The organism is Sphingomonas sp. SORGH_AS_0438 (genome assembly GCF_031453475.1).
In the GTDB taxonomy this organism is placed as follows: domain Bacteria; phylum Pseudomonadota; class Alphaproteobacteria; order Sphingomonadales; family Sphingomonadaceae; genus Sphingomonas.
The window spans coordinates 1,273,848-1,286,527 of record NZ_JAVIZS010000001.1 but is presented as its reverse complement, the minus strand read 5'-3'; the positions used below and the strand labels follow the sequence as shown (position 1 = coordinate 1,286,527).

The window sequence follows — 12,680 nt, the reverse complement described above, 5'->3', positions numbered from 1 at the left end:
CATGATCGCCATCCTGATCGCCCTCGCATGGCAGAATGCCGCCGTACCGCCCGCCGGGGAGGAGCCGGTCGCACCCTATGTGCAGTCCGACACGAATGCGGGCGCGACGCCGTTTCGCGGCGATGCGATGTGGCAGGCCTTTGGCGGTGCGGCCGGTGTCCACGCAATCGTCGACGATCTCGTGTCGACGAATACGGCCGACCCCAGGATCACCGATATCTTCAAGAACCGGGACTTGGTGCGTCTGCGCCGGACGCTGTTCGAACAATTCTGCTACATCCTGGATGGCGGATGTCATTATTCCGGCCAGACCATGGCCCAGTCGCACAAGGACATGGGCATACAGCAGGCCGACATGGCGGCGCTGGTCGAAAATCTGCAAGCCGCCATGCGCCGCCATCACGTGCCCATGGCCGCACAAAACCGCCTGCTGGCGAAACTGGCCCCCATGCACCGGGAAATCGTGGCGCGGTGATGCCGGACCATATACCGTCATGACCTGACGCAACGCCGCTCAAGGCGCACGGCATGGCATCATGCGTGCAGGTCAGAAATCGCGCGGCCGAACGCCCGCCGCCGACCCAAGGCGGGTGTGGAGCGCCTCACCAACGACCATATCACCGCGGCGGCGCACCCGGCCAACCTGTCACCGGGGCAGCGGTTGCTCAACTATCGCTGCGGCGGTGCAGAAGCCCCGGCAGCACTCCGGGCAAAAATTAAAACCGCCTTTAAGCTTATCGCATCCAGTTTGAGTATTTCAGACGGGATTAACGAAGAACGGTCATTTTCTCCTGACATTCCAAGCGATTGCTTCGGGGGCAAGGTGAACGTCACTATGCGGAATACAGGAAAAACCACCGTCCGGCAGGTTGCGACCTTGTTCGGTTGCGCGATCTCGGCGGCGTTGACCGCGACACCGGCCATGGCATCGACGCAGGGTACGCTTGGCACCACCTCGACGGGCAGCATCACCATATCGGTCAGCGTCGCGAACCGCGCCCAGATCACCGGCCTGTCCGATGTGACCTTCACCAATATCGATCCCGCTACGGCCGCCTCCGCCGCGCAGAACAACTGCGTGTGGAGCAACACCGCGACTAAGGGCTATAGCATTACCGCAACCGGCAGTGGGACGAGCGGCGCGTTCACCTTGGCGAACGGGCCGTTGACCGTCCCCTATTCCGTCCAATGGAGCCAGACCTCCGGGCAAAGCACGGGCACGGCGCTGACGGCCGGTACGGCACTCACCGGCTTGGCGACCACGGCGGCCAATCCGACCTGCAGCACCAGTCCGTCGACGACGTCGAGCCTGGTCGTCACGATCTCGGCACCCAGCCTGCAAAGCATGGTGTCGGCCACCACCTATACGGGTTCGCTGACCTTGCTCGTCACGCCTCAGTAACGCCGGCATTCCGGGAGGAAAGCGATGCTGTCGGTGCGGCTGGCCATCCTGTTGGCGCTTGGCCTGGCAAGCCCATGCGTGACGATGCCGGCTGCCGCCCAAGGCGTGCAAATCTCCAACCTGTCCGATATGGGATTCGGCTTGGTGACCGATATCGGCAGCGATCAGGTCCAGGCACAATCCGTCTGCGCCTATAGCGGCTTGCTGGGTGGGCGGTACACCGTCACGGCCTTGGGGTCGGGCGCCGGCGGAGCCTTCACCCTGTCGAACGGTTCGGCGACGCTTCCCTATGAGGTGCAATGGAGCCCCTCCGCCGGGCAGGTGTCCGGCATCAACCTCGTCGCCGGCCGCCCGCTACCCGGGCAAACGATGCTGCTGAGCTGCCCGGTGCTGCAAGCAACCAATGCCAGCCTAATTGTCATTCTTCGCGGTATCGCCCTGAGCGCGGCCCGGTCGGGAAACTACACCGGCACGCTGACCGTCATCCTGTCGGCCAACTGACATGTACGCCCTCTTGGCTCCCGCCCTGCTGTCGCTGGCTGCCAATAGCGGCAACGTGGTTAATGGCGCGAACGACGAGCCGCCGCTCCCGCCCCGGGCCCCGGCGGTGACGGCGGCGATGCCGGCCGACTTCGCCGACCTGGACCGGAAACGGGTCACGGTCCTCGACGTGTATTTCGGCGATCGCCGGATCGGCCAGTTCGAAGTCGAAGCCGATCCCGCCTCGCTGCGCTTCTTCCATCCCGACGCGGTCGCCGCGGCCATTCCCGATCTGCTGGATCGCACAAGCGTCACGACCGCCCTGACGGGCGCGTTATCCCCCCATACCGCTCCGCTTTGCGCATCCTTCGCCGATCCCTGCGATCGACCACGGCCGGCGGTGGCTTCCATCGTCTATGATCCGGCCCGGTATCGGATCACCATCTATGTCAATCCGCGCCTGCTTGCCGTGCGCGACGACGGCAACGCGCATTTCCTCGCGCCCCCGTCATCGGCACCGACGGCCGTCGGCACCCTGGGGTTCGCCATCGCCGGTGGCAGTGGTCAGCGACCAAGCTATGCCTTGCGCAATCGCTTGGTCGTAGGCGCCGGGAACGCCCGCCTGATCGCGGAGATGGCGATTTCGTCCTTTCGGGGCCTCGAGATCGACAATCTTGCGGCACAACTTGACCGCCCCGGCCATCGCTACATCGGCGGCCTGTTCTATGCGCCCGGGACCGAGCTGGTCGGGCGCAGGCGGATCGTCGGTCTCGGTGTCGGATCGCAATTCGACACCCGCATCGACCGGGCATCGCTGACCGGCACGCCGTTGATCCTCTTCCTCGACCGGCGGGCGCGGGTCGACCTCTATGTCCAAGGTCGACTGATCGGCTCCCAATCCTTGGAGAGCGGCAACCAGACGCTGGACACGACCACCTTGCCCGACGGCTCGTACATGATCGAACTGCACATCCACGACGCCGGCGGTGCGCAACGGGTCGAACGGCGCTTCTTCACCAAAAACGCCGCCCTCGCCCCCGTCGGCTATCACCTGTTCCACGCCGAGATTGGCTGGCTGGCCACCGCACGGGAAGACATGCCGGTCGCGATCACCCCGGTTCCGATCCTCAATGTCGGACTGGCCGGCCGCCGGGGCGCGCATCTCGCCTGGGACGCCTCGGGGATCGTCACGGACCGCAAGATCCTGGCGGAGGTTGGCGCCACCATCATCACCCCGGCCGTGCAGGGGCATGTCGGCCTGCTGGCGTCCTCGACCGGCGACCGCGGCGTGGCGATCCAGCTCAATTCCACCAGTGCCGGCTGGCTGAACTACGGCTTCGATCTGCGCCATGTGCGCAGTGCCGACGGACGCGCGCTCATCCCGATCGAGGATGAGAGCCGCTGGTCGCCGCTGGCGGGCGTCGAGGTGGCGCCGTTTCTCGACCAGAGTCCCGATTATGTCCAGGCGACCGGCAGCGTATCGGCCTATCTGCGACGGACGCAGTGGAGCCTGTCGGCCTATTATCGTCGCGGTCGCGACGGTCGTGCGAGCTATGCCGTGGGTCCGGCGTTGCGCTGGACCATCGTGGAGCATGACCGTTTCCGGTTGGGCTGTACGGGGACCTATGCCGCGACCGACCGGGGCAACGCGGTCGCGTTCGGGCTGCAATTCCAGCTTCTCGGCGCACGAAGCCAGCTCCACGCCGCGATCCGGGGGCAGTCGGGCGGCGGTGCATCCTACTCGGGAGGCGAGGAGGCGGTGGAGCTGGGCGCATCGCTGCAACGGGACGATCGATCGGGCGGGCTGCTCAATGCCAGCGCGCTCACCCAATTCACGCGGGGAACCACCCTGGTGCAGGCCGGCGCGGATGCGCGCGGACCCGCCGGCTACGTCGCCGGCGCCATCGTCCAGCGGCTGAAACCCGGAGCGGACAGCCGGCAATATGGTCTGTCGGGTCAGACCACCTTGGGCTGGGGCGGCGGCACGCTCCATCTCGGCGCCAGGGAACAGACCGACAGCGTGATCGCCGTGCGCGTGCGGGGCCCCAAGAGCAACGCCCGCTTCGAGGTGCTGGTCGATGAGGCGGTGCGCGGCATCCTCCATCCGGGCGAGCGCCTGGCCGTCGCGGTGCAGCCCTATCGCCGCTATGCCGTGCGGCTTCGCGTAATCGGCGACCAACTCTGGGCGTTCGACACCCGAACTCGTCATATCGACATGCATCCGGGTTCGTATCGGACATTGGAATGGTCCGCCCGTCCCGTGCTGGCGATGTTCGGCCGGCTGGTGTCCGCCGCCGGTGCCCCGATCCGGAACGGGGATATTACCAGCGGAGACGCGGTCGCCGCGACGGACGACCATGGCTATTTCCAGATCCAGGCGGCGGGGAACGCATCGCTGACCGTCCACGCCGCCGATGGAGCCACCTGTACCGCGACGCTTGACGCACGGCATACGACCGCGCCTTTTGTCGCCCTGGGAGACGTACCATGCCGACCATGATCCGCACCGCTCTCGCCCTGGTGCTGGCCGCCCCGTGGTTTCCGACGCCGGCGGATGCGGGCATCGTGTTGAGCCAGGTGGTCCTGGATATCCTCCCGACCTCGGACATCGCGCAGAATGTCGAAGTCACCAACGACGGTGCCGACATGGCCTATGTCGTGGTCGAGCCTTCGGAAATCCTGGCAGCCGGGCAGCCGGCGGAAGCGCGCAGGCCGATCGTCGATCCGGGTGCTGGCGGGCTGCTGGTGACGCCGCAACGGCTGATCCTGCAACCGGGTGAGCGCAAGACGATCCGCTTCGCCGCGATCGCCGATCGCGGGGCCACCGACCGCATCTACCGCGTCACCGTGAAGCCGGTGGTCGGCGCCGTTGCCGCACCGAGCACCGCCCTGAAGCTGCTGGTAGGCTATGACGTGCTGGTCATCATCCGTCCGGCCGTGCCGCTGGCGAAGGTGGCTGGTGCCCGTGACGGCTCCACGTTGGTGCTTCGGAACGACGGCAATACCAATGTCGAACTGTATGACGGCCACCAATGCGATGCCGCCGCGCCGACGACCTGCCACGACCTGCCGTCGCGTCGGCTCTATGTCGGGCAGCAATGGCAACAACCGCTGACCGGCACCGGTCCGGTCACCTATCGCGTCGCGGTCGGCAAGACCTCCACCCTGCAACGATTCTAGCCTCCCTGCCCCATCGTCAACGAAGGATGGCGCAGCGATGACAGCCAGCCCTTCCGTCCGACGCGGCGATGCGCGTCCGGACGATCGAATATTCTAGACAAGCGCTCAACTAAGGCGTTCTCTTTACGGGGAATCTGCAAAGGCAGTCGGAGTTTGACGATGTCGCTGATCATCAATGGAGTGGACGTGCCGGCACCGGTCGATGCGCGTGTGTCGCTGCTCGACCATCTACGTGAAGGATTGCACCTGACCGGCACCAAGAAGGGCTGCAACCAGGGCGCATGCGGGGCCTGCACCGTGCTGGTCGATGGCGAGCGAATCCTGTCCTGCCTGGCGCTGGCGGTCCAATATGAGGGCCGTCAGGTGACGACGATCGAGGGCTTGGCGGACGGCGACGGGCTGCACCCGCTCCAGACCGCCTTTATCGAGCATGACGGTTTCCAATGCGGCTATTGCACGCCGGGCCAGATCTGCTCGGCCATCGGCATGGCGGCGGAGGCGGAGCGCGGGGTGCCGAGCTATCTGAGCGACGACCTGTCGGCGGACGTCGCGCTGACCCGCGCGGAGATTCAGGAACGGATGAGCGGCAATTTGTGCCGATGCGGGGCACATAACGGGATCATCGATGCGATCCGCGCGACGGTGGCGGCATGACCCCCTTCGACTATGCCCGCGCCGCCGACCGGGCGGAGGCCCTGCGCTTGGGCGCCGTCGCCGACACGGCCTATCTTGGCGGTGGCACCAACATCGTCGATCTGATGCGCGAGCGGATCGCAACACCGACCCGTCTGGTCGACGTGAGCACGCTGCCCGCCGAGATCGTCGAGACCGAGGGCGGCGGGTTGCTGATCGGTGCGGCGGTCCGCAACACCGCGCTGGCCGAGCACAGGCTGGTGCGCGAGCGCTATCCGGTACTGGCGCGCGCGATCCTGGCCGGTGCATCGGCGCAGATCCGCAACATGGCGACGGTCGGCGGCAATCTGCTCCAGCGGACGCGATGCTCCTATTTCTACGATGCCGACGGATCGCGCTGCAACAAGCGGGCACCGGACACGGGCTGTGACGCGCGCGAGGGGTTCAACCGCATCCACGCCGTCCTCGGTGCCTCGGACGCGTGCGTCGCGACGCATCCGTCCGACATGTGCGTCGCCCTGGCGGCCCTGGACGCGATCGTCCATCTCGATGGCGCGAGCGGCTCCCGTACGCTGCCCTTCGACGCCCTGCACCGCCTGCCCGGCGACCGGCCCGATCGCGATACCAGCCTGGCGCCCGGCGAGCTGATCACGGCGGTGGAACTGCCGCCGCTCGCCTTTGCCGCGACCTCCACCTATCGCAAGGTGCGCGACCGGGCGAGCTATGCCTTCGCGCTCGTCTCGGTCGCGGCGGCCGTCGAGATGGCGGATGATCGCATCGCCGACATACGGATCGCCTTTGGCGGGATCGCGCACAAGCCGTGGCGGGCGACGAAAGCGGAGGCTGTGCTGCGCGATGGTCCCGCCACCCGCCAGGCGTTCCTGGATGCGGCGGCGGCCGAATTCGCCGACGCCCGGCCCCTGCGGGACAATGGCTTCAAACCGGCGCTGGCGACGCGGACACTGGCCGCCGTCCTCGCCTCACTGACCATGGGAGATGCAGCATGAGCATCGTCGATACCGCCAAGCAGGCGGCGCAGGGCCTGGTGCAGGGCGCCCTTGAAAAGCTCGTGCCGCTGGCCCCCGACAGCTGGATCCCGGGCGGCAAGCCCGATCCTCTGATCGCGCGCAAGCACGGGTTGATCGGCCAACCGGTCTCGCGGTTGGACGGATCGCTGAAGGTCACCGGCGCCGCCGCCTTCGCCGCAGAGCATCGTTTCGACAACATGGTCTATGCCGCGCTCGCCTATGCGACGATCCCCCGCGGGCGGATCGCCGCGATCGATACGGGGGCTGCGGAGGCCGCACCCGGGGTCGTGCTGGTGATGACCCATCGGAACGCACCGCGCATGGCGCCCCCACCGGTCTTCGGCTCCTCGCCGACCGCGGTCGGGCCGGCCGACCTGCCGATCCTGCAGGACGACCGCATCCACTGGAACGGCCAGCCGGTCGCCTGCGTGCTGGCGGAAACGCAGGAGCAGGCGGATCACGCCGCCGCGCTTCTCGCCATCACCTATGAAGCCGAGCCATCGACCACCGATCTCGCCGGCGCCAAGGCGAACGGCATCGAGCCGGGCCTGTTCATGGGCCAGCCGTTGTTGAACGAGATCGGCGATGCCGAAGCGGCGCTGGCTGCGGCTCCCCACCGGGTCGACCACATCTATCGCACCCCGCGCCACAACCATAACCCGATCGAGCCCCATGCCGCGACGCTGGCCTGGATCGGCGACGATCTGGTGATCCACGACGCCAGCCAGATGGTGACGCAGCAGGCCCAGACCATGGCCGATGTGTTCGGCCTGCGGACCGATCAGGTCCGGCTGACCTCGCCCTATGTCGGCGGCGGGTTCGGCAGCAAGGGCCTGTGGGACCATCAGGTGATTGCCGCGGCGGCCGCGCGGCTGGCCCATCGCCCGGTACGCATCGCCCTGTCGCGCGAGGGCGTCTATCGGATCGTCGGCGGGCGGACGCTGACCGAACAGCGCGTGGCGATCGGCGCCACGGACGACGGCAAGTTCGAGGCGCTGATCCATACCGGCCTGACGGTGATGACGCCGCACAATGCGATGCCCGAGCCCTTCATCCTCGGCACGCGCGCGGCCTATGCCGCACCCAACATGCTGCTGAAGGTGGAGGTGGCGCGGATGAACATGCTCGCCAACACTTTCATGCGCGCGCCCGGCGAAGCGGTCGGCACCTTCGCGCTCGAATCGGCGATCGACGAACTCGCGTCCGACCTTGGCATGGACCCGGTCGAACTGCGTATCCGCAACGAGCCCGACGCCGACCCGACCAGCGGCCTCCCCTTCTCGTCCCGCCACATCGTCGAGGCGTGGCGGCGTGGCGCGGAGCGGTTCGGTTGGGACGCGCGCCCGGCGACACCCGGATCACAGCAGGATGGCGAGTGGCGGATCGGCATGGGCTGCGCGACCGGCACCTATCCCTATTACCGGATGCCGGGTGCCGAGGCGCGGATCACGATGACCCGCGACGGCGACGATGTGCGTGCGAAGGTCGAGGTCGCGGCGGCCGAGATGGGCATGGGCACCGCCACCACGACCGCGATCGTCGCCGCCGAGCGGCTCGGCCTGCCGATGGAGCGTATCGAGATCGGCTATGGCGATTCCGCCATTCCCGGCGCGATCATGGCCGGTGGATCGCAGCAGACCGCCGCGATCGGGGCCGCCGTCATCGCCGCCCAGGCCGAGCTGGTCACCGCCTTGCTGAAGCTCGCCGGCAACGACTCGCCCCTGGCGGGCCTGTCGGCGGACGAGGTCGGCAGCGATGCCGGGGCCCTGGCCAGCCTCGCGGAGCCATCGCGGCGCGAAAGCTACGCCTCGATCCTCGCGCGTGCGCGGCGCGACAGCGTGACGGTGACCAAGGCGGGATCGATGCCGCTGGAATTGATGCACTGGTCGATGCATTCGCACAGCGCGCTGTTCTGCGAGGTGCGGGTCAATACGGTGACCGGCGAGACGCGCATCAGCCGTTTCCTGGGCGCGTTCGACTGCGGCCGCATCCTCAATCCGAAGACGGCGGCGAGCCAGTTTCGTGGCGGCATCATCATGGGGCTGGGCATGGCGCTGATGGAAGAGACGCTGTTCGACGAACGCAATGGCCGGATCATGAACCCCAGCCTGTCCGAATATCACCTGCCGGTGCATCTCGACGTGCCGGAGATCGACGTCATCTGGACCGACATCGCCGATCCGCACACGCCGATGGGAGCGCATGGGGTCGGAGAGATCGGCATCACCGGGGTCGCGGCCGCGGTCGCCAATGCCGTCTACAACGCGACCGGCATCCGCGTCCGCAACCTGCCGATCACACTCGACAACTTGATGCGATAGAGCGCCCCTCTCCCGCATCGAAGCCGACCCATATGCAGTCGTTCCGTCATCCCTGACGGCTTCGTCGACGCGAACACCGGGTCATGATCCGGATCGATCGGAACATCGAGGGCGAGTGGCTGGCGATCATCGACCAGCCACCCGCCGTCGATCCCTGGCCCGCACGCAGATCGAGGCTGCCATCCGATTGAACTCGCCCTATAATCCTGTTGCTGGCAGCAGGCCCACCCTGGTCCCGAACCCATGCAGGGACGCATCACGGCCATGAACCAATCGCATATCGATGGCGCAAAAGCCGACCTCCGCAGCCTCACCCACGCCCATGACTGGTCCGCCTCCGCGATCGGCGACCGCGCAACCTGGCCACGCTGCCTGGAAACCGTGCTCGACCTGATGCTGTCGTCGAAATTCGCGATGTGCCTCGGTTGGGGGCCGGAACTGACGCTGCTCTACAACGACGCCTATGTCCCGTTCCTCGGCGCGCGGCATCCAGCCGCTTTGGGCCAGCCGCTCCGCGAGGTCTGGGCCGAGGTCTGGACGGATATCGAGCCGTCCGTCACATCGGCGATGGCGGGCATTCCGGTCGACCATGTCGACTTGCCGCTCACCATGACGCGGCATGGCTATCCGGAGGAAACATGGTGGACCTTCGCCTATAGTCCGCTGCGGGACGATGACGGCATGGTGGCGGGATTCCTCGACATCGCGACCGAGACAACCGGAAAGGTCGTGCATGAGCGCGAGCTGATGAAGCGCGAAGCGCAGTTGCGCGCGCTCAACCGGGACCTGGAAAGCCAGATCGTCGAGCGGGGCCGCGAACGGGCGATGACGTGGGCCGTCACCTCGGAACTATTGTCGGTCATCGATCTGCGCACCGGCTGCTTCAACCGCGTCAATCCGGCCTGGGCGGCGACGCTCGGCTGGACACCGCAGGAGATGGAGGGATCGCCCTTCTCGGACTTCGTGTTACCCGATGATTCACGCCGCAGTGCCGACGCCTTCGATGCGGTGCGCGACGGCAATCCGGTTTCGCGCTTCGACAATCGCTACCGGACGAAGGCCGGCGGAATCCGGTGGCTGTCCTGGGTCGCCGTACCGTTCGAGGGCAAGCTCTATTCGAGCGCGCGGGATATCACCGACGAGCGGGCGCAGACGGACAAGCTGGCGCTGGCGGAGGACACGTTGCGCCAGGCGCAGAAGATGGAGGCGATCGGCCAGCTGACGGGCGGTGTCGCGCACGACTTCAACAATTTGCTGACGGTGATCCGCGGCTCCGTCGATCTACTCCGCCGTCCCGAACTCAGCAGCGGTCGTCGCGCGCGCTATATCGACGCGATCGGAGACACCGCCGACCGCGCCGCGAAGCTGACGGGACAGCTCCTGGCCTTTGCCCGCCGCCAATCCCTGACGCCGGAGACGTTCGATTGCGGGCGGAGCATCGCCGACGTCGTGTCGATGGTGCGCACGCTGACCGGAACGCGGATCGGCATCGAGACGATCGTGCCCGACGATCCATGTTTCGTGCTTGCGGACAAGGGCCAGTTCGACACCGCCATCGTCAACATGAGCATCAACGCGCGCGATGCGATGGACGGCGAGGGCGAGCTGACGATCGTCGTCGGCCCCGTATCGGGCATCCCCGAGATCCGCCTGCATCCTCCCGTCGCCGGCGACTTCGTGGCCGTGACGATCAGCGACACGGGCAGTGGCATCTCGCCCGAGAATGTGGTCCGCATCTTCGAGCCCTTCTTCACCACAAAGGGACTGGGCCATGGCACCGGTCTGGGCCTGTCGCAGGTGATCGGCTTCGCCAAACAGTCGGATGGCGACATCCGGGTGGAACGCCGGGAGGAGGGCGGCACGACCTTTACGCTCTATCTGCCCCGGGTGGCGATGGACGGCAGCCACGCCGAAGTCGAGGAAGCGCATCCGCTGACGATCACCGGGGACGGCGTGTGCGTACTGGTCGTGGAGGATAATAGCAGCGTCGGCGAATTCGCGGTCCAGGCGCTACGGGAATTGGGGTACGACACGATCCTGGCCCTCAATGCCGACGAGGCCCTGGCCGAACTGGACAAGGATTGCGACCGCTTCCACATCGTCTTCTCGGACGTGGTGATGCCGGGCATGTCCGGGCTGGATCTAGCGCAGGAAGTGCGGCGTCGCCATCCCCGGCTGCCGGTCATCCTGACCAGCGGCTATAGCCATGTGCTGGCCCAGAATGGGCGGCATGGTTTCGAACTGCTGCACAAGCCCTACTCGATCGAACAGCTTTCCCGCGTCTTCCGCAAGTCGATTACCTGGCAGGCCCGACGTTGGTCATCATGACGTGCCGAGACGGCAGAACCCGAGCGGCGGCGACCCGCGACAGATCGTCGCCCTTTTGCTATCGATCCGACATGAGCTTCGAACTGCGCGCAGCCCGGTTTATCCCCCTCCCCAGCCGGACCGAAGGCCCATGCACGGCCCAGTCGGGCGGTCGCATTGGCTGGATGGTCCGCTTGCCCCTGCTTGTCGTTTCGCTGGTCACGAGCGTGACGGCCTCTGCCGCCACCTACCCGACGCGTTCGATCGGTGACTGGGTCCTATCCGCGAGCAGCGATCAGAAAGGCTGCTTCCTGAGCAGGACCTATCCTGCGCCGCGGCAGACGACGCTGCAATTGGGCCTCGATACCGATGGCAGCAACCGAGTGTCGATCCTCAACCCGCATTGGTCGATCCGCCCCCGCCAGAAACTGACGCTGGATTTTCGGCTTTCCAATGTCGCTTTCCCCCGGCACCTCGCGATCGGCATTGCGAGCCAGGACAAGAGGGGGTTCGTCAGCAGTTTCGGCCGGAGCTTCCCCGCCAGTTTCGCGGCGTCCCGCTTCCTCCATGTTCGGCGGGGTGACGTGCCGGTCGAGGAACTCGATCTCGACGGAAGCGGTGCGGCGATTGCAGAACTGCGGACATGCGTTGCGCATTACCGCACGGCGCCAGGCAAGAACCAGCCGGCACCAAGGGCCGAGGCGCGAATCCCGACCGATCCCTTCTCCAACTCGCCCGATCGTGATTCGCGGAATTGAGATCGAAATAGTCTTGGGTTCATCATGGGTTCATTGCTCTTCATCTGGTGAAGCCCAAGTATTTCTACAAGATGAACAGGCTACACTTGCAACTCGACTGGCCGTGCGCGAAACCCGGACTGTCGCCTGCTCTATTGCCGCGCGACGCCGTTCAGGGCTCCTTCGCGGACCTCTAAACTATTAGGAAGACAGCGATGCTGCCATCTTTGACGAAGCTTTCTCCCCTGGCCCTGATATTGCTCGCCGGCCCGGTGCTGGGCGGGTGCGCGACCAAATCCTACGTCCGTGAGCAGATCGCACCGGTCAGCGCTCGCGTCGACACGCTCGAGACCCAATTGCAGGCGACGGACGGCACCGCCAAGCAGGCCCTGACCGAAGCGCAGGCGGCCTCGGCTCAGGCGCAGCAACAGGGCCAGCGCGTCGATCAGATCAACGGTCGCGTCGACGGCGTCGAACAGCGACTGCAGGAACAGGAGCGTCGCGGGAAGCGTCCGCGCCACTGATCCCGCTGGCGCGCATCCGCGCCACCGTCATTGCACGATGAAGTCCGGGGCGTCCCACTCCACAGGCG

Annotated in this window: 11 protein-coding genes; all 11 read left to right on the top strand. The window is 66.5% G+C overall.

Features of this window, described 5'->3' with window-relative positions:
• The first annotated feature begins 1 nt into the window (after position 1).
• Entirely contained in the window at positions 2-475 is a 474-nt protein-coding gene (locus tag QE452_RS06075; protein ID WP_309660254.1) for a group 1 truncated hemoglobin, read from the top strand.
• Between the two features lie 117 nt (positions 476-592).
• Positions 593-1,402: a hypothetical protein gene (locus QE452_RS06070; RefSeq protein ID WP_309660253.1), complete on the top strand. Its 810-nt coding sequence runs from the start codon at positions 593-595 to the stop codon at positions 1,400-1,402.
• A gap of 24 nt (positions 1,403-1,426) precedes the next feature.
• The gene (locus QE452_RS06065; protein WP_309660252.1) at positions 1,427-1,903 is read left to right on the top strand and encodes a hypothetical protein; all 477 of its coding nucleotides are present in this window, start codon (positions 1,427-1,429) and stop codon (positions 1,901-1,903) included.
• A gap of 1 nt (position 1,904) precedes the next feature.
• Positions 1,905-4,382: a TcfC E-set like domain-containing protein gene (locus QE452_RS06060; protein WP_309660251.1), complete on the top strand. Its 2,478-nt coding sequence runs from the start codon at positions 1,905-1,907 to the stop codon at positions 4,380-4,382.
• Complete coding sequence (locus QE452_RS06055) at positions 4,370-5,062, top strand: hypothetical protein (protein ID WP_309660250.1); 693 nt, start codon at positions 4,370-4,372, stop codon at positions 5,060-5,062. The genes QE452_RS06060 and QE452_RS06055 overlap by 13 nt, the downstream gene beginning before the upstream one ends.
• 159 nt (positions 5,063-5,221) lie before the next feature.
• Positions 5,222-5,716 (top strand): 2Fe-2S iron-sulfur cluster-binding protein, encoded by a 495-nt coding sequence (locus QE452_RS06050; RefSeq protein ID WP_309660249.1) that lies wholly within the window; start codon positions 5,222-5,224, stop codon positions 5,714-5,716.
• Entirely contained in the window at positions 5,713-6,702 is a 990-nt protein-coding gene (locus tag QE452_RS06045) for a xanthine dehydrogenase family protein subunit M (protein ID WP_309660248.1), read from the top strand. Before QE452_RS06050 ends, QE452_RS06045 begins: the two co-directional genes overlap by 4 nt.
• Complete coding sequence (locus tag QE452_RS06040; protein ID WP_309660247.1) at positions 6,699-9,044, top strand: xanthine dehydrogenase family protein molybdopterin-binding subunit; 2,346 nt, start codon at positions 6,699-6,701, stop codon at positions 9,042-9,044. Before QE452_RS06045 ends, QE452_RS06040 begins: the two co-directional genes overlap by 4 nt.
• Positions 9,045-9,308: 264 nt before the next feature.
• The gene (locus QE452_RS06035) at positions 9,309-11,372 is read left to right on the top strand and encodes an ATP-binding protein (RefSeq protein WP_309660246.1); all 2,064 of its coding nucleotides are present in this window, start codon (positions 9,309-9,311) and stop codon (positions 11,370-11,372) included.
• Between the two features lie 71 nt (positions 11,373-11,443).
• Positions 11,444-12,109 (top strand): hypothetical protein, encoded by a 666-nt coding sequence (locus tag QE452_RS06030; protein WP_309660245.1) that lies wholly within the window; start codon positions 11,444-11,446, stop codon positions 12,107-12,109.
• 194 nt (positions 12,110-12,303) lie between these two features.
• Positions 12,304-12,612, top strand: coding sequence for a hypothetical protein (locus QE452_RS06025; RefSeq protein WP_125993735.1), 309 nt, complete (start codon positions 12,304-12,306; stop codon positions 12,610-12,612).
• The last annotated feature ends 68 nt before the right edge of the window (positions 12,613-12,680 follow it).

Coding starts and splice junctions, on each gene's coding strand:
- QE452_RS06075 (WP_309660254.1), top strand. CDS start 2: ATGATCGCCATCCTGATCGCCCTCGCATGGCAGAATGCCGCCGTACCG.
- QE452_RS06065 (WP_309660252.1), top strand. CDS start 1,427: ATGCTGTCGGTGCGGCTGGCCATCCTGTTGGCGCTTGGCCTGGCAAGC.
- QE452_RS06060 (WP_309660251.1), top strand. CDS start 1,905: ATGTACGCCCTCTTGGCTCCCGCCCTGCTGTCGCTGGCTGCCAATAGC.
- QE452_RS06055 (WP_309660250.1), top strand. CDS start 4,370: ATGCCGACCATGATCCGCACCGCTCTCGCCCTGGTGCTGGCCGCCCCG.
- QE452_RS06050 (WP_309660249.1), top strand. CDS start 5,222: ATGTCGCTGATCATCAATGGAGTGGACGTGCCGGCACCGGTCGATGCG.
- QE452_RS06045 (WP_309660248.1), top strand. CDS start 5,713: ATGACCCCCTTCGACTATGCCCGCGCCGCCGACCGGGCGGAGGCCCTG.
- QE452_RS06040 (WP_309660247.1), top strand. CDS start 6,699: ATGAGCATCGTCGATACCGCCAAGCAGGCGGCGCAGGGCCTGGTGCAG.
- QE452_RS06035 (WP_309660246.1), top strand. CDS start 9,309: ATGAACCAATCGCATATCGATGGCGCAAAAGCCGACCTCCGCAGCCTC.
- QE452_RS06030 (WP_309660245.1), top strand. CDS start 11,444: ATGAGCTTCGAACTGCGCGCAGCCCGGTTTATCCCCCTCCCCAGCCGG.
- QE452_RS06025 (WP_125993735.1), top strand. CDS start 12,304: ATGCTGCCATCTTTGACGAAGCTTTCTCCCCTGGCCCTGATATTGCTC.